General features: G+C 70.3%; 17 protein-coding genes. 8 read left to right on the forward strand and 9 right to left on the reverse strand.

All coding sequences use genetic code 11. The annotated features are described in order from the left end of the window. Positions 1 to 20 precede the first annotated feature (20 nt). Together pyrE and DLJ58_RS12645 are read right to left on the reverse strand one after the other, a co-directional pair. Positions 21 to 545, reverse strand: a complete 525-nt coding sequence (gene pyrE / locus DLJ58_RS12640) for an orotate phosphoribosyltransferase (RefSeq protein ID WP_124856041.1) — start codon at positions 543 to 545, stop codon at positions 21 to 23. Positions 546 to 615: 70 nt separating this feature from the next. After that, positions 616 to 1260, reverse strand: coding sequence for an alpha/beta fold hydrolase (locus DLJ58_RS12645; RefSeq protein WP_124856043.1), 645 nt, complete (start codon positions 1258 to 1260; stop codon positions 616 to 618). A gap of 197 nt (positions 1261 to 1457) precedes the next feature. Between DLJ58_RS12645 and DLJ58_RS12650 the strand changes: the two genes are divergently transcribed. Further along, entirely contained in the window at positions 1458 to 1925 is a 468-nt protein-coding gene (locus DLJ58_RS12650; protein ID WP_124856045.1) for a nuclear transport factor 2 family protein, read from the forward strand. 101 nt (positions 1926 to 2026) lie between these two features. Beyond that, positions 2027 to 2236, forward strand: coding sequence for a hypothetical protein (locus DLJ58_RS12655; RefSeq protein WP_124856047.1), 210 nt, complete (start codon positions 2027 to 2029; stop codon positions 2234 to 2236). Between the two features lie 84 nt (positions 2237 to 2320). On the opposite strand, the gene DLJ58_RS12660 is transcribed toward DLJ58_RS12655, so the two are convergent. The 3 genes from DLJ58_RS12660 to DLJ58_RS12670 all read right to left on the reverse strand — a co-directional run bounded on the left by DLJ58_RS12660 (position 2321) and on the right by DLJ58_RS12670 (position 7752). Further along, the gene (locus DLJ58_RS12660) at positions 2321 to 5785 is read right to left on the reverse strand and encodes a ThuA domain-containing protein (protein WP_124856049.1); all 3465 of its coding nucleotides are present in this window, start codon (positions 5783 to 5785) and stop codon (positions 2321 to 2323) included. 264 nt (positions 5786 to 6049) lie between these two features. Continuing rightward, positions 6050 to 6586, reverse strand: a complete 537-nt coding sequence (locus DLJ58_RS12665; RefSeq protein ID WP_124856051.1) for a hypothetical protein — start codon at positions 6584 to 6586, stop codon at positions 6050 to 6052. 38 nt (positions 6587 to 6624) lie between these two features. Beyond that, complete coding sequence (locus tag DLJ58_RS12670) at positions 6625 to 7752, reverse strand: FAD-dependent oxidoreductase (RefSeq protein ID WP_124856053.1); 1128 nt, start codon at positions 7750 to 7752, stop codon at positions 6625 to 6627. 22 nt (positions 7753 to 7774) lie between these two features. On the opposite strand from DLJ58_RS12670, the gene DLJ58_RS12675 reads away from it, so the two are divergent. Together DLJ58_RS12675 and DLJ58_RS12680 are read left to right on the forward strand one after the other, a co-directional pair. Then, positions 7775 to 8500 (forward strand): TetR/AcrR family transcriptional regulator, encoded by a 726-nt coding sequence (locus tag DLJ58_RS12675; protein WP_244218913.1) that lies wholly within the window; start codon positions 7775 to 7777, stop codon positions 8498 to 8500. 26 nt (positions 8501 to 8526) lie between these two features. Then, complete coding sequence (locus DLJ58_RS12680) at positions 8527 to 9345, forward strand: hypothetical protein (RefSeq protein ID WP_167493698.1); 819 nt, start codon at positions 8527 to 8529, stop codon at positions 9343 to 9345. A 64-nt stretch (positions 9346 to 9409) separates the two neighbouring features. On the opposite strand, the gene DLJ58_RS12685 is transcribed toward DLJ58_RS12680, so the two are convergent. Next, a complete protein-coding gene (locus DLJ58_RS12685; RefSeq protein WP_124856057.1) occupies positions 9410 to 10969 on the reverse strand; it encodes an NAD(P)/FAD-dependent oxidoreductase in 1560 nt (519 codons plus the stop codon). Positions 10970 to 11136: 167 nt separating this feature from the next. Between DLJ58_RS12685 and DLJ58_RS12690 the strand changes: the two genes are divergently transcribed. The 4 genes from DLJ58_RS12690 (at position 11137) to DLJ58_RS12705 (ending at position 13963) form a co-directional block, all read left to right on the forward strand. Then, positions 11137 to 12363, forward strand: a complete 1227-nt coding sequence (locus DLJ58_RS12690; RefSeq protein WP_124856059.1) for a hypothetical protein — start codon at positions 11137 to 11139, stop codon at positions 12361 to 12363. 34 nt (positions 12364 to 12397) lie between these two features. Next, positions 12398 to 12838, forward strand: a complete 441-nt coding sequence (locus tag DLJ58_RS12695; RefSeq protein ID WP_124856061.1) for a hypothetical protein — start codon at positions 12398 to 12400, stop codon at positions 12836 to 12838. Positions 12839 to 12946: 108 nt separating this feature from the next. After that, complete coding sequence (locus tag DLJ58_RS12700) at positions 12947 to 13507, forward strand: GNAT family N-acetyltransferase (protein ID WP_124856063.1); 561 nt, start codon at positions 12947 to 12949, stop codon at positions 13505 to 13507. Positions 13508 to 13549: 42 nt separating this feature from the next. Then, positions 13550 to 13963, forward strand: a complete 414-nt coding sequence (locus tag DLJ58_RS12705; RefSeq protein WP_124856065.1) for a type II toxin-antitoxin system Phd/YefM family antitoxin — start codon at positions 13550 to 13552, stop codon at positions 13961 to 13963. A gap of 25 nt (positions 13964 to 13988) precedes the next feature. On the opposite strand, the gene DLJ58_RS12710 is transcribed toward DLJ58_RS12705, so the two are convergent. From DLJ58_RS12710 to modA, 3 genes are read right to left on the reverse strand one after another with little or no spacing between them, the layout of a single operon-like run. Further along, positions 13989 to 15056, reverse strand: a complete 1068-nt coding sequence (locus DLJ58_RS12710) for an ABC transporter ATP-binding protein (protein ID WP_124856067.1) — start codon at positions 15054 to 15056, stop codon at positions 13989 to 13991. Beyond that, positions 15053 to 15889: an ABC transporter permease gene (locus DLJ58_RS12715; protein ID WP_124856069.1), complete on the reverse strand. Its 837-nt coding sequence runs from the start codon at positions 15887 to 15889 to the stop codon at positions 15053 to 15055. Before DLJ58_RS12715 ends, DLJ58_RS12710 begins: the two co-directional genes overlap by 4 nt. Further along, complete coding sequence (gene modA / locus DLJ58_RS12720; protein WP_124856111.1) at positions 15886 to 16677, reverse strand: molybdate ABC transporter substrate-binding protein; 792 nt, start codon at positions 16675 to 16677, stop codon at positions 15886 to 15888. Before modA ends, DLJ58_RS12715 begins: the two co-directional genes overlap by 4 nt. Between the last annotated feature and the right edge of the window lie 49 nt (positions 16678 to 16726).

Raw genomic sequence — 16726 nt, forward strand, 5'->3', positions numbered from 1 at the left:
GTCGAGCGGCACCGGAGCTGTCACGCCATCAGGGACGCTTCCAGGTCGCGGCGGGTGAGGGCGGCGCGGAGCTGTAGCGCCTCGACCGCGAGATTTTCCCGACCACCCTGCTCGCGGTCGATGGCGCAGACCACTGTCTCCACCTGCGCGCCGATGGACCGTAGCTGCGCGCACGATGCCAGTAGTGCGCCTCCCGTGGTGACGACGTCCTCGATCAGCACGACACGCCGTCCGTTCACCGGACCGCCCTCGGCGGCCTTGTTGGTGCCGTACTCCTTGGCGTGCTTCCGCACGAAGACTGTGGGCAGCCCGGTCAGCTGTGACATCACCGTGGCGAGAGGGATGCCGCCCATCTCCATCCCCGCCAGCACATCGCACTCCGGCAGCATGGTCACCATCGCTTCGGCGACCTCGCGCAACAGATCCGGCTGCCCCTCGAACAGGTACTTGTCGAAGTACTCCTCGCTGACCTGCCCGGATCGGAGACGGAAACGTCCGGTGAGATGGCAGGTGTCGTAGACGCGGCGCGCGAGTGGGTAGGTCATCCGCTCAGCCTCGCATCTCGCCTAAATCAACAGCCTGGAGGTTCGGATCGCGGCGGCCGCGGTCCCGCCTTCAGGGCAGCGAATACGCCGTGAGGCGGTCGGCGAGTTGCTTCGGGTGGCTGAGCGTCACCGCGTGGCCGCCGTCGATCTCGTCCGGGACGACGCCGAGTCGGTCGGCGGCAACCCGGCGCTGGAAGTCTGCCGGGAAGAACCGGTCCTCGCGTGCGAGGAGCACCGTCGTCGAAACGTCTGGCCAGGCGTCCAGGGGCCACGGCTCGTCGCCCTCCGCACTGACCTGGCCCCGGTTGTGTGATGCTGCCTCCGCGATGATCTCGGCCGGGACACCGTTGAAGAACTGCTGCTCCTCACTGAGCCCTTCGGCACTGCGGTAACCGGTGTTGGCCCACCAGTCACCGGGCCTTTCACCGGGCTTGGGGATCATCGGTGTGAGCAGGACGAGCAGCCGTACCGGCAGCTTGTCGGCAATGAGCGGCGCGGTGAACGCACCGTACGAGTGCCCGACGACCACGAGGTCGCTCCGGTCGCCGATCGCGTCGACGACCGTCTGGCAGAACTCGGCGAACCCCGCGGATGTGTCCTCGATCGGCAGTTCCGGTACTACCACGTCGTGGCCGCGGCTGGTCAGCTCGGGGACAAGGAGATGCCAGTCCCAGGCGCTGCCCCCGCCGCCGTGGATCAGAACGAAAGTCGCCATGCCCGGAAGCCTCACACACGGGTACGACACCCGCCTCTGTCGATGACAGATCCACTGGATACGGACGACGAAAGCGCTTCGGGTCAGTCAGATCGAGGCTGAGGTCAGTAGGGTGCCGTCGATGCGGTACCGGCCACCCCGGAGATGGTCCTCGGCGTGGCTCAGGTGACATCTGCCGATTGCGAAGGAAGCCCGACATGAGCAGCCCACGCGAAACTTTCCTCCGACTGGTGAACGGTGTTTGCGACGGTCCGTACGAGGACTTGGCCGACCTGTACGCCGAACAGACCCACGTCACGCATCCGTTCCATCCGCTCAACCCGCCGCCGCTGCATAGCCGCAACGAACTGCACGAGCACTTCACCGCGCCGCCTCCGGTCGCCCGGACGCTGGTCCGTAAGCCGGTCGACGTGACAATTCACGAGACGGTGGACCCTGAGGTGATTGTCGCCGAGTTTGCCTATCAGGGGCGGGTAGCCGAGACAGGTGAGGCATTCACGGTGCCCTGCGTCTTCGTGATGCGTATCCGCAATGGGCTCATCATCGAGTCCAGAGACTACATCGACCCCATCGCCAGCGCGCGGGCCTGGGGTCAACTCGACAGTCTCTTGGCCGCACTGCGTCCGCAAGAAAGCACCCCCATCGAGGGCACAGCCCGACCCTGATTCGCGCCCGACGCCCTGCGCACGCATCTGCCGCGGCCAGTGCCTCACCCAGACCAGCGCGAGCGCGACACAGGCGACCCATCGGCGGCGCGCGGACCGGCGTGACCGCCAACGAGTGCCGCCGTCGCCGCGCCGAACGTGAGCGCACCGCTGAACACCTCGCGCAGCGTCCCATTGACGCGTCCCAGAAGTCGTGGCGGCGTGACGTGCTGGCGGAACGACATCAACACCACGCTGTCGCAACCGACCGTGAAAATCAGCTGGTCTTCTACGCGCGGACGCGGCGAGGTGACGCGCTCCTCGGCAGCTGATGACTTGGCCGAGGAACTCCGGGATCTGGGCGGTCCGCTTGGTAGCGCCGGCGGACGGGACGCTCCCGCCCGCCGACGACCGGGTCAGCTGACCGTGATGGTCAGGTTGAGCGAGCGGGTCTCCCCGCTGGTGTAGGTGACCGTCACCCGGGCGGTGAAGGTCCCCTTGCGGGGGTAGCTGTGGGCCGTCGACCGTAGTGTCGCCCCGTGCGTGATGGCGCTGTTGTCGCCGAAGTCCCACGCGTAGTCGGTGATGCTCTGCCCGGACGGCGCCGTCGCCGTGGCGGTGAGTGTGGTGGTCAGCGGTGCGGCGCCGCCGGTCGGGTTGGCGGCCAGGGACAGCGTCCCGCCCGGCTCCTGTTTGACCCCGGCGCCGTTGAACCGCAACCAGTCCAGGGCGAGCAGGTCCGGGGTGCCGTTGACCTGGGCGGAGTTGACGAACTTCGCGTACAGGGTGGTCGTGCCGGTGGGCTTGTTGGTCAGCGTGACGGTGGGGGAGACCAGGTTGTCCCACCCGCCGGTGGAGCCGATGGTGGCCGTGCCGATCAGCGTGCCGGTGGGCGAGCCGGTGCGCAGTTCGATGGTGCCGCCGAGCCCTCCGTTGGTCACCCCGAGCGTCACCGAGCCGACGTTGCGCAGGTCCGCCGGCCCGAACGCCACCCAGTCGTTGTGGTCGACCTCGCCGAGCCGCTTGCCGGCGCGGGCGGTGGCCCGGTCGTTGACCGTGATGCCGGACTGGGCGCTGAAGTGCTCGGCCTCCTTGCTCTTGGGCTGCAACTGCACGCGGGTCGAGCCGGTCAGCGCCGGTACGCCGCCGGCCGCGCCGCCGTCGGTGTACTGCGCGGTGATCAGGGTGTAGAGGTTCTGCCCCGGGCCGTGGCCGTCACCGGCGTCCGCCTCGGTGGCGAGCAGGCCCGAGCAGCCGGTGTAGACGTCCAGCGGGTGGGCGTGGGAGTCGTGGCCGAGCTGCGTCTGCACGGTGACCTTGGCGCAGTCGATGGTGCTCTCCTCCGGGTCGGTGACCGTCACCGTGTACGGGATCTTGTCGCCGAAGTCGAAGAACCCACCGTCGGGAACGGTGATGGTCACCGTCGGTCGGGTGTTGCCGACCACCACCTCGGTGACCGCGGTGGCAGTCAACCCGTTGCCGCTGTTGCGCACGGTCAGCCGGGCGGTGTGCTTCCCGGCCGTCGAGTAGGTGAAGCTCGGGTTGGCGGCGGTGGAGTCGGTGCTGCCGTCGTTGGTGAAGTCCCAGGCGTAGCTGAGCGCCGACCCGTCACCGGCGGACGACCCGGCCGAGGAGAACGCCACCGCGAGCGGCGTACGTCCGCTGTCCGGGCTGGCGGCGATCTTCGCGGTCGGTGGCCGCCCGTTGGCGACGTAGTCGATCCGGTAGATGCCCGCGCCGGCGTTGCTGCCGCCGCGACCGCTGCCGGTGCCCTCGCCGAAGTCGATGACGTAGAGCGAACCGTCCGGGCCGAACTCCGCCTCGAAGGGCTGGATCCAGCTCATGGTGCCGAAGATCCCGTTGATCGACTGGAGGTCACCCACGGCGGTCGGGCCGAAGCGCGCGTTGCTGAAGGTCTGCGCCGTCTTGTGGATCGACAGCGTCTTGAACCACCTGCGGGTCAGCTCGTAGGTGATCCACTTTCCCTCGAAGTACTCGGGGAACTTCGTGGTGCGGGTGTTGGCCGGGTCGTAGTCGTAGACCGGGCCGCTCATCGGCCCGCCACCGCCGGTGCCCAGCTCGGGGAACTGGGTGGAGGCGGAGTACGCGTACCAGACCAGCGCGGACTTCGCCGCCGGCAGGGTGGTCAGGCCGGTGTTGTTGGGTGAGTTGTTCACCGGTGCGGCGCAGTTGAACTTCGCCCCCGAGGTGTTGGTGGCGAAGTTGTAGTCGTTGAACGGGATGTTGTTGCCCACGCAGTACGGCCATCCGAAGTTGCCGGCGCTGGTGATCCGGTTGAACTCGACAGTCCCCTCTGGACCACGGTTGGGGTCGGCGGCGCGGGCGTCCGGACCGTAGTCGGCCACCAGCACCGCGTTGGTCTGCGGTTCGATGGTGATCCGGAACGGGTTGCGCATGCCCATCGCGTAGATCTCCGGCCGGGTCCTCGCGGTGCCGGCTGGGAAGAGGTTGCCGCTGGGCACGGTGTACGTACCGTCGGATTGTGGGGTGATCCGCAGGATCTTGCCGCGCAGGTCGTTGGTGTTGCCGGCGGTGCCCTGGGCGTCCCAGGCGGCGCGGCCGGCGCGTTCGTCGACAGGGGTGTAGCCGCTGGAGGCGAACGGGTCGGTGTTGTCACCGATCGCCGCGTAGAGCCGGCCGGTGGCGTCCATGGCCAACGAACCGCCCATGTGCGAGTTGGCCCGGCCCTCACCCCGGTAGGTGGGGACGGTCAGCAGCCGTTTCTCCGAGGAGAGCGCGACGCTGTTGTCGGCGACCGTGAACCGGGACAGGTTGAGTTGTTTGAGGGTCTTGTCCGACCAGAGCAGGTAGATCCAGCCGTTGCTGGCGAAGTTGCGGTCCAGGGTCATCCCGAGCAACCCGTCGGACTGGTCGGTCATCGCCGAGGTGTACGCGAAGTCCAGCAGCGTGGTGACCTGGAGGGTGTCGGAGTTGACCACCTTCAACGCGCCGGTGCGTTGGATGTAGTAGACCTTCCGGTCCGGGCCGACGGCCAGCTCGAAGGGGTCGGCCAGGTTCTCGGTGACCAGCCCCACCCGCTCGAAGTTGCTGGTCTTGGTGGCTGAGCAGTCACCGGCGACCGCGCCGGCCGCCCACTCGATGCCGTAGCGCAGGTGCTCCAAGAAGGTCGCGCTGCTGAACTGCGAGCTGGCGTGCCCACCGGCGGTGAACCAGGACCGGCCGCCGTCGTAGGGCTGACACCAGGAGTACGCGTGGTCGACGCCCTCGTCCAAGCCGTTGATCCCGTCGCGCACCTTGATCTGGGCGAGGGTGTGCACGTTGCCGGTCGGGTTGGTCCGCCAGTTGTACCACTCCTCGCTCTGCTCCCAGAGCTCCGGCAGGTTGCGCGTGGAGGGGTGCGCCCGGTCGAGCACCTTGACCCGGCCGGGAAAGGTGCCGCCGGTGGACGAGAAGTCGGGGTGGTAGTCGAAGATCGTGCCGACCAGGCCCTCGTACCACTGCCAGTCACGTTCGCTGGCCGAGGCGGCGTGCAGGCCGGCCCAACCACCGCCGTTGCGGATGAACGTCTGCAACGCGGCCCGCTGGCTGGCGTTGAGCAGGTCACCCGAGGTCGGGAGGCTGTTGGTGTTGTTGAACACGAGAGCGTCGAAGGTGGCGAGGTTGGCGTCGGTGAACGCCGCCGCGTCGGTGGTGGCGACGACCTCGAAGTTGTGGGCGGCGCCGAGCTGCTGGATCGCGGCGATACCGGCCGGAATCGAGTCGTGGTAGAAGTTGGTGATCTTGGAGAAGACCAACACACGGAAGCGCGGGGCGGCCTCGGCGGGCAGGGCGGTGGTGCTGCTCACCACGGTGGCGATGGCAAGCAGGATCAGGCAGAACGCACGGAGGTGTCGGGGCATGGGGGCGCTCCCTGTCGGACGGTGAGGGGTCGGAAAGCGCTTTCTCGCTGCCCGCATCACGGTACTGACAGCCAGTTACGACCGTCAATAGCCATCTGGTAAGCGGTTTCCCGCCTCGGTGGCGTCCGTGCGTCGGTGGACCCCAAAGGCCCATGGGTACGACTTAGGACGTCCTCTGGATACGTCCGGTGACCCTATGGATGCGGCGTGCCCCGTCGACCTGGGGAGGTCTCGTGACGCTGCCGTCCACGGGTCCTTCATGGGTCAGGCAAATGGCTTCGGGTCGAAGCTGATGCCGCCCCGTTCGGCCATCCGGAGCACTCGATTGCCGTAACGCGGGGGTTGGCGCAGGTGAAGGGTGTACCCCGATGCCTGGAACCTCAGGTCCAGGTCGCGTCCCTCCAGGCGCCAGCAGGGCTCCCCTGACTGTGCGGGAGCCTCCGGGCGCAGGTCTTTCAACTCGAACGGCAGACAGACGGAGTGCAGGCTGCCGACGATGTCCCAAACGTTGTGGAAGATCAAGGTGGACGGCGCGACCCAGAAGTGAATCTGCCGCATCGGCCCCGGATCGACCCGGCGCACGATGTAGTCCAGGTCGAGATGCAGCTGCAGGGCCGACGGTGCGGTGGGGTCGAGGTCGTCGTCCTCCCGATAGTCCAGGGTCGGGTCGTCGGGCGGACCCTCGTCGTCGGTGACCGCGAGCGCGTGAATTCGGCAGTGGTCCCACGATGTCTCCACCAGGTCCTGATCCGTCAAGGTGGCCTTCCGGAGACCGGACTCAGGGTGCACATCCGTCGTCATAGAACGATTATCGCCACCCGCGTCGACAACGCCAGATGTCAATCTTTGCGTGCGGCCTCCGCCGGTCGGGTGAAGAAGCGAACGATGTCTTCCGCCGCGGTGGGGGACAGCATCATCGCCTGGACTCGTGCGGACATTTCGGCGATCGGGTGAATCCTGCTGAACATCGACTCTTCGTACGTCCGAATCGCCGAATTCGGGTCGGCGGGGTTGGCGGCGAGTTGGCCGGCGAGTTCTGCGGCGTCGAGCATGGCCTGGTTGGCGCCCTCGCCGACCGGTGGCATGAGGTGTGCGGCGTCGCCGATGAGGGTGACGTCCGGCCGGCTGGTCCAGCGCGTACCGATGGGCATCGCCTCGATCAGGCGTGGCGTCGGCGCGCTCTCGGCGGCCTCGATGAGTGCGGTGAGGCGGGGGTTCCAGCCGGCGAACAGGTCCAGCAGGGCCTGCTTACTGCGGTACGTGTCGAGGGGCTGGTCCTCCGCGCGCAGCGAGATCCCGACCTGGAGGCTGCCGTCGCCGAGACGTTGCGCTGCCAGGATCTGGTTCACGCCGATACACCACAGGTTCCCGGGCCCGACCAGCTCGGCGAGATCGGGATGGCGCCGGTCGACGTCTACGACGCTCAGCTGCACGAGAGTGGCCACGTAGGACAGTTCGACGTCGGTCAGCAGGGACCGGACGGCTGAGCGCGCGCCGTCCGCGCCGATGAGGATGTCGCAGCTGGCTCGTTGACCGTCGTCGAATGTCAGGTCCCAGCCCTCGGCGGGTCGGTGGGTCGCCGCGACGAGCCGGTGCCGCCAGGCAACCGTGTCGTCGGGGAGGGAGTCGAGCAGGAGATCACGTAGTGCGCCCCGGTCGATCTCGGGACGTCCGGAGAACGAGCCAGGGTGCGGCACGTGGTGGACCAGGGTGCGTCCGGTCGGGTCGAGGATGCGATGTTCCTCGCCCTCGGGCCGCGCCTCCGACCGGAACTGGCCGGCGAGCCCGGCCTCGGCCAGGGCCAGTTGCCCGGACTCCGGGTGTAGATCGAGGGCGCCGCCCTGGGGGCGCGCGGATCGGCTTGCTTCCCGGTCGTACACCACCGCGTCGATGCCGTGTCGGTGCAGGATCCGTGCCAGCGTCAACCCGCCGAGTCCGCCACCGGCGATCGCAATTCGCGTTCTCACGGCGCTACCGTACACTGTATTGGTGGATACACCGTACGGTAGCGGGCCGGTGCCCGTCTGGGAACGGCCCGAACCTCAGCCGCGGGCGGTGCCGGTGCCGTTGAGCCGAGAGAAGATCGCCGCTACGGCGATCCGGCTTGCCGACGAGCACGGCCTCGACGGGCTGTCATTGCGCAAGATCGCCAAAGAGCTCGGTGTCGGGCCGATGCGGCTCTACGACTACGTGATCAACAAGTCGGAGCTGCTCGATCTCATGGTCGACGTCGTCTATGCCCGGATCGCCGAGGTGGGCCAGCGCTCCGGGTGGCGCGACACGGTGCTGGCCATCGCCCACGCGACCCGCGACGCCGCCCTTGACCACGAGTGGTTCTCCGACGTGCTCGGCGGACGGCCGCACCTGGGACCACACGCGCTCGCCGTGGGCGAAGCGACCGCCGCGGCGCTCAGTGCGGCCCCCGGCGTGCGGGACATCGACGATCTCCAGCGAGCCGTGGGCGCCCTCAACGCCTTCATCGTCGGATCGGTCCGCAGAGAGGTCACCGAACGACGCACCGCACGTGCCACCGGCACCGATGAAGCTGCCTTCCAGGCCAGCCTCGGCCCCTACCTCACGCGCATGTTGAAAACCGGCAGGTACCCCACCGTGGCCCGACTCGTCATCGACGGCGCCCACCTCAACGCCGAGGAGACCTTCAACCACAACCTGACCACCATCCTGGACGGCATCACCAGCCGACCCGCGACGTGATCCCGAATCCAGACAGGAGGCCACGAGTGGACGTCAGCCTGGCGACGAGCGCCGGAAGGGCCAATCGGTCGAACGAGGACTTCGTCGGTGCGGTTCCCGGCGCTGTCGTCCTGCTCGACGGTGCCGGCATTCCGGGAGCCGAGTCACTCTGCTCCCACGGCGTCGCCTGGTACACGCACCGCCTCGGCGGCGTGCTGCTCGGCCAACTGTCGCGCGGCGACGGGCGAGAGCTCGCCACGATCCTCGCCACCGCCATCGGCGAGATCGCCGCCGAGCACGGCGACACCTGCGACATCGCGGACCCCAGCAGCCCGCAGGCCACCGTCGCGATGGTCCGCGCCCGGCAGGACCGCCTGGACTGGCTCCTGCTCGCGGACTCCTTCCTCGTCATCGACCAGGTCGACGCCGGCCCGCTGGTGATCACCGATGAGCGCGAGATGACTGCCCGGCGGGAATGCTCGGCGCCGCTGGCCGGCATCGCTCAAAAAACGCCAGAGTACGACCGGGTGCGAGCCTCCTGCGCCACCGCGCTGCGTGCCCGCCGGAACCAGCCGGGCGGCTACTGGATCGCCAAGGACGACCCGCGCGCCGCGCGGGAAGCGGTGACCGGCAGTCGATCCCTCGCCGACGTGAACGGTGTCGCGTTGCTCAGCAACGGTGCCAGCCGCATCGTCAGCCCGTACGGTCGGACCGACTGGCCGGGCGTGCTGGACCTGCTTCGGGTCAGCGGGCCGGCCGGCGTCATCGCCTGCGTCCGGCAGGCCGAGGCGCAGACCACCGGTGACGCGGATGCGCACAGCCCAGACGACGCCACAGTGGCCCACTGCACGCACCTGCCACGTTGAGCACCTGCCCGCAAAGTGCCGATGACCCCGTCAGTCGACCCGTGCCGCGAGAGAATGCTCGGCTTCACGCGTGAGACGGGGGAGCTGCGACAGGGGCTCGGTCGTCCGACCCCTCCGGCGCGGTGATCGGGGCCGCGATGATCCGGCTGGGCACCACCGGAGCGTCCCGGCCGGTGCCCCGCTGGCTGTCGCCTCCGCCTCCGGAGGATTCCTCGTGGTAGTCCTGCTCCACGTTGACCGACCAGACGTCGTGCGTACTCCCGGTGGCGATGTTCTCGGCGGTGAGCATCGCGGTTAACATCGAGTGGTCCTGGTTGTTGTAGCGGTGCATGCCGTTGCGGCCCACCGGGTGCACGTTCGGCACCGCCTCGGTCAGCCAGGCCCGAATCACGTCCACGTTGTGCTGGTAGCGCTCGTCGTACACCGGGTAGGCCTTGGGCATGCGCACGACGTAGCCGGCCTCCACCACGCCGGGTCGAACCAATCCCAGCCGCTCCAGCTCCGCGGTGGCGAGGGCCACGAGGTCGGCATCGGGGGTACGCCACATCTCGTCGTCCTCGAACACGAAGTACTCCAGGCCCAGGCAGGTGCGGCCGTCCTTGACGAGGTACGGCGACCAGGAGCCGAAGTTCTGGATTCGGCCCACCCGTACCCCCGGGTCGTGCACGTAGATCCAGTTGTCCGGGAACGAGAACTCTGCCGGCACGACCAGGGCGACCGTCAAGAAGTCGCGGTAGCGCAGGTCGGCCGCGCAGGCCAGCACCTCCGGCGGTGGCGGCGGATGCAGCGCGGTCACCAGCTCCGAGATCGGCATGGACGAGATCACGTGGTCGGCAGCTTCGGTACGCTGCCCGCCCGCGCCGTTGACCGTCACGCTGATCGCCCGCCGACGGGCCGGGTCTCGGTGCACGGCGGTGACCCAACTGCCGGTGGACAGTTGGCCGCCGCGCTCGCGAACCTGCTCGGCGCAGCGCTCCCACATCATCCCGGGCCCGTACTTCGGGTACTGGAACTCCTCGATCAGGCTGGTCACGTCGGTGCGTCGACGTCGGGGCAGCAGCGCGTTGCGGATCGCCGTGGCCAGCGACAGGTTCTTGATCCGCTGCGCCGCCCAGTCGGCCTGCAACCGGTCCGCCGGCATGCCCCAGACCTTCTCCGTGTAGGTCTTGAAGAAGATCGAGTACAGCCGCCAGCCGAACCGGGCCGACACCCAGCCCTCGAAGTGTGACTGGTCCCGTGGCGGCCGCAGCCGGGCGCGGGCATACGAGCCGAGGCAGCGGACGGCCTCCGGCAGACCCAGGTTGCGCAGCGCGTTCACGGCGCTGAGCGGGTAGTTGAACAGGGCGCCCCGGTAGAAGATGCGGCTCATCCGGGGCCGGGTCAGGAAGTCCTCGTCCGGCAGGATCTCGTGCCAGAACGCCTCCACCCGGGGCACCTTGGTGAAGAACCGGTGCCCGCCGATGTCGAACCGCCACCCGTCGCGCTCCACGGTCCGACTGATCCCGCCGACCACCTCGTCGGCCTCGAACACCTGAACCGACCGGCCGTGCCGGAGCAGCTCGTACGCCGCGGTGAGCCCGGCCGGCCCCGCACCGATGACCACCGTGCCGTTCTGCTCGCTCATGCTGACGCGCTCCCTGCTCATCGCCATGGTTGAGGCGCGGCGTCCAGCCGTTAAGCGCAGAATGTCATACTTAGTGGTGGTTGGTCCTGGCTTCGGCGGGGCGCGCTGCGGCGTACCACGAGAAGAGCGACTCCCCGTGCGACCGGGGGATCGGGGAAGCGGGACGGATGGACCGGTGGGGCAGCGGCGCGACGACGCTGGCCGCCCGGGCGGTCGCGGCCGGCCGCGGCGGAGCGCGCCTGGCCCGCCGGGTGCCGGCGCCCTGGCCGTACGTCATCGGCCTGTTCCTCGGCGCGAAGCTGCTACTCACCCTGCTCGGGCTCCTGGTCCTGCACGCCTGGGACGACATCCCCGGCGCTCCGCCGGCCGACGAGACGTTGATGTGGGCGCAACAGCGGGAGATCTCCGGGCATCGGTGGATCTCCTTCTGGTTCGCCTGGGACTCGCTGCTCTACCTGCGGCTGAGCGAGCTGCCTCTGACCGGGCCGTGGCGAGACTTCGGATTCCCGCTGCTGTACCCGTTCCTGGCCCGGCCCCTCGGCGCGGTGCTCGGCGGCGACACCGCACTGGCCCTGTTGCTGATCAGCAACGTCGCGTTCCTGCTGGCGCTCTGGTACGGCTACCGGCTGGCGGAGCTGCTGCTCGGCGACGCGGACGCGGCCCGCCGGTTCACCCGTTACCTGGTGCTGCTGCCGACCGCGTTCCTGTTCCAGGCCGCGCTGACCGAGTCGCTCTTCGTCTGCCTCGCGTTGGCCACCTTCTACTACGCCGAGCGACGCCGGTGGCTGCTGGTCGGCGTGATCGGCTACTTCCTGGCGATGAGCCGCTCCGTCGGCCTGCTCGTGGCGCTGCCGCTGGCCCTGGTGCTGCTCCGGCAGCACGACTGGCGGCTCGGCCCACGCGCCCTGCTCGACTACCTCCGGATCGGCTGGCCGTTGGTGCTGCTACCCGCCGGATGGTTCACCTTCATGGCGTACTGCCGGTGGCGGGGCGGTGACTGGTTCGCCTACCAGCACGCCCAGAAGACCGGATGGGGCATCGAGGTGCAGAACCCCGTTCCGGTGCTGCTCAACGGGTTGACCGGGGAGCCGCGCGACGCCGCCCGGGTGTGGTTCGCCGTGGCCGTCCTCGCCGTGCTGGTCGCCGGGTTCCGCCGCCGGGAGCTGGCCTACCTGGTGTACGGCGTCCTCATGGTGCTGGTGCCGCTGTCGATGGGCCCGCCGGTGTACAAGAGCCTGCTGCGCTATCTGCTCGCTGCCTTTCCGGTGGCCCTGGTGCTGGCCCGCTGGGCCCGCCACGCCAGCGTCGACGTGTGGCTGACCGCGACGCTCGCCGTGGTGCAGGGCGTGCTGTTCGTGCTCTGGCTCAGCTACTGGACCCACATGATCATCTGATTGGCGCTGCCCTCGGCCGGGCAAGATGTACGCGATGACCGAGCCACGGGTACGCCTCGACGACCTGGGCGCCTGGCTGATCAAGGGCAACGCGGACCTGGTCGACCTCGCCGCCCGGTTCGCCCGTGGGCCACTGGTGAGAAGCTGGTGCGTGCGTCCCGGCTACCGGGCGCGGTTGATGCGCGCCGGGCAGCCGGTGGTCTTCTGGGCCAGTGGCAGCCGGGGCCGACTGCCGTACGGAGTGTGGGGCGTCGGGCGGGTCACCGGGGCGGCCGAGCCAGGCGCACCGGGGCAGCCGTGGTCGGTACCGCTGGATCTGCCCATCCTCGCCGAACGGGACCGGGTCTCCCGGCTCCTGTTGCGCGCCGATGACCGGCTCGCCGCCCTGGAGGTGTTCCGTCAGCCGCAGGCCGCCAACCCCTCCTACCTGACCGTGGCCCAGTTCGCCGCGCTGCGGACCCACCTGCCGGGGTGAGCGCTGCGGGCCTACCTGCCGGGGTGAGCGCGGAGGGCGGCCGTGCCTCGACCGAGGTGCCTGTGCGAGCCTGCTACGGACGTGAGAAGCGCATTGACTGGAGGCCCGGTGTTCGCCCTGCCGTTGACCGAGGACGTCGAGCTGCGCCCGTTGAACCCGTGGCGGGCCGAGGAGTTCCTCGCCCACCTCGATCGGGCCCGTGAGCACATCCAGCCCTGGGTGTCGCCGTCGTTCGTCGCCACCGACCTGCCGTCGGCCCGTGCGGTGTTGCAGCGCTACGCCGACCGCTGGGCCAGCGACAGCGGTGGCATCTGGGGGCTGTGGTGGCGGGACACGCTCGTCGGTGGGGTGATGTTCGTGTCGTTCGACGTGACCCGGGGCGTCTGCGAGGTCGGTTGCTGGGTGGAGCCGGCGGCGCAGGGCAGAGGCCTGGTCGCCCCGGCGGTGCGCCGGATCGTCGACTGGGCGGTGCGCGAGCGCGGCATCCAGCGGGTGGAGTGGCGTACCAACGCCGACAACACCCGCAGCAAGGCCCTCGCCGACCGGCTCGGCCTGCGCCTCGACGGCACGCTGCGCCAGGTCAGCCCGGGTCCGCACGGTCGGATCGACCTTGAGGTCTGGTCGGTGCTGGCCGACGAGTGGTCCGCCGCGCCACGCACCGTCCACTGACGACAGCGAATAGTTGTCATACCCGCGCGGCACCATGCATCCATGGCCGTCCCCGCGCTCACCCCTCATTCCGACCCGCCGCGTTCCGTGCCGCTGCGTGAGGCGCGCACCCGGTTCAGCCAGCTCGTCGCGCTGGCCGAGCTGACCGACGCGGTCACCGTCGTCACCCGCGACGGCGATCCCCGCCCGGTCGCCGCGATCGTCCCCGCCGCAGCCGCCCGCAGCGGCGCCCAGGCTCGCGCCGACGCCGATCGGCTCGCGACGGTCACCGCCGGCTGGGCCCGCCGCCTCGAGGAGCAGCACCGACGCAGCACACAGCGGCACGCCGCCGAGCTTGGCGCGGTCCGCGCGGCGCTGGCCGAGGCGTGGGCCGAGCTGGACAGCCGGGTTGTCCCGGGCAGCGATCCGACGCTGGCCCGGCTGCGCGCCGCACACGCCGACCTGCTCGCCGACTGACCCGCGTTCGCGTACCCGGCCGGGGTCAGCCGGTGGCCGGGTACGCGTGGGTCTCGGTCGCCTTGACCGCCACCCAGACCCGCTGGCCGGGGATCAGCCGCAGCTGGGCGGCGGCGGCCGGCGTGACGTCGGCGGCCACCCCGATCGGTCCGTCCAGTTGCACCCGCACGTTGTCACCGTGGCGCTGGACGCCGGCCACTGTGCCCGCCCAGGTGTTCCGTGGGCTGCCCTCCGGCCGGGCCGGGTGCAGAGCCACCGCTGCCGGGCGAAACGCCACGAACGCTTCGCCGTCCAACCGGTCGGCGACCGTGAGGGTCAGCTCCGGCGACACCCGCACTCCGTGCCCGTCGGCGTGACCCCGGTACAGGTTCAGCCCGACCAGCCGGGCGACGTAGTCGGTGCGCGGGCGGGCGGTGACGCTCGGCCCGTCGCCCTCCTGCACCACCCGGCCACCCTCGACGATGACCAGCCGGTCGGCCAACGCCAGCGCGTCCAGCGGGTCGTGGGTGACCAGCACCGTCGCGCCCGCGTGCGCCGACAGGTGCCGGTGCAGCTCTGCGCGGGTGTCCAGCCGGGTGCGGGCGTCCAGCGCGGCGAGCGGCTCGTCCAACAGCAGCAGCGACGGCGCCACGGCCAGCGCGCGGGCCAGCGCCACCCGCTGCGCCTGACCGCCGGAGAGCTGCCGCGGCCGGCGCTGCGCCTGCGCGTCAAGCCCCACCCGACCCAGCCAATCCCGGGCCGTGGCGCGGGCGGCCCGCCGCTCGACGCCGTGCTGGCGCGGCCCGAAGGCCACGTTGTCCAATGCGCTGAGGTGCGGAAACAGCAGGTAGTCCTGGAAGACCACGCCGATCGACCGGCGTTCGGTGGGCACCCAGCCACCGGTCGCCGGGCGGTCCAGGTCGACGTCGTCGAGGGTGACGTGCCCGTCGGTGAGGGGATGCAGCCCGGCCAGCGCCCGCAGCGCGGTGGTCTTGCCGGCGCCGTTCGGGCCGAGCAGCGCCACCACCTCGCCCGGCGCGACCCGCAGCGGCACGTCGAGCCGGAAGACGCCCCGGTCGACGACGAGCCGCGCGTCGAGAAGTCGGTCGCTCATGCGGTGGTCATCCAGCGGTCCCGCAACGCCACCAGGATGCCCACCGACACGACGAGCAGCACCAGGCTGAGCACGATCGCGGACTCCAGGTCCGTCTCCAACGCCAGATAGACGGCGAGCGGCATGGTCTGCGTCCTACCGGGGTAGTTGCCGGCGAAGGTGATGGTGGCACCGAACTCGCCGAGCGCCCGCGCCCAGCAGAGCACCGCCCCGGCGGCCAGACCGGGCGCCACCAGCGGCAGCGTGACGTGGGTGAAGGTGGTCCACCGGCTGGCGCCCAACGTCGCCGCGGCCTCCTCGAAGCGGTGGTCGGCGGCGCGTAGCGCACCCTCCACGGCGATCACCAGGAACGGCATGGCGACGAACGCCTCGGCCAGCACGACACCCGTGGTGGTGAAGGGCAGGGTGACGCCGAACGTGCTGTCGAGCCAGCCCCCGAGCAGACCGCGCCGGCCGAAGACCAGCAACAGCGCCACCCCACCGACCACCGGCGGCAGCACCAGCGGCACGGTGACCAGCGCGCGTACCAGCCGACGGCCGGGAAACTCGACCCGGGCCAGCACCCAGGCGAGCGGCACCCCGAGCAGCAGACACAGCGCGGTGGCCAGGGTGGCGGTCTGCACCGACAGCCGCAGGGCGGTCAACGCGCCCGGCTCGGTGAGCCGCTGCGGCAGGGTCGTCCACGGTGCCCGGATCAGCAGCCCCGCCAACGGCAGGACGATAAACAGCAACCCCAGCCCGGCGGGGATCAGCAGCGCCGCCGGCACCCGACCGCGCCGTCGAGGCGTGGCCGGTCGACGGCGGGCTGTGTTGTGCTCGTGGACCTGCCTCACGGAGCCTGGAACCCCGCCTCGGCAAGGACCGCCTGCGCCGGCGCCGAGCTGACGTACGCGACGAAGGCCCGTGCGCCGTCCGGATTCGGCGCGTCCTTCAACGCGACGATCGGGTAGTCGTTGACCGCCCGCGCCGACTCGGGAAACTCCACGCCGGTCACGTCGGCGCTCGCCGCCCGCGTGTCCGTTCGGTAGACCAGTGCCGCGTCGACCTCGCCGAGCTTCACCTTGGCGAGCGCACCCTTGACGTCCCGTTCCAGGGTGACCGGCGTCAGCGCGACGCCGGCCGCGTCCAGGGCGGTGCGGGCCGCCGAGCCGCAGGGAACCTGACTGGCGCAGAGCGCCACCTTCACACCCGGCCCGGTCAGGTCGGCCAGGCCGGCCACCGCCTTCGGGTTGCCCCGGGGCACCGCGATCACCAGTTGGTTGCGGGCGAAGACGCTCGGCGTGCCGTCGGCGGCGCCGGCCTCGATGACCGTGGTCATGTTCGTCGGGGCGGCCGAGGCGAACACGTCCGCCGGCGCGCCCTGGGTGATCTGGTTGGCCAGGGCGGAACTGCCGGCGACGTTGAGGGTCACGCGGCTGCCCGGGTTGGCGGCCTCGAAGTCCTTCCCGATGCGGGTGAACGACTCGGTCAGCGAGGCGGCCGCGAACACCGTCACCGGGCCGGTCACCCGCCCGTCCCCACCGCTGCCGGTTGCCCGGCCGTCGCCCGCGCCGCAGCCGGTCACCGCCAGGCCGGCCGCCACCAGCACGGCCACCGCCGTACGCCTGCTCCGCGCGTTCATCTGGCCGACAGCCGGCGCGCCCATCCGCCCGACAGTCGGCGCGCCCATC

It is taken from the genome of Micromonospora arida, from assembly GCF_003857035.1.
Taxonomy (GTDB): domain Bacteria; phylum Actinomycetota; class Actinomycetes; order Mycobacteriales; family Micromonosporaceae; genus Micromonospora; species Micromonospora arida.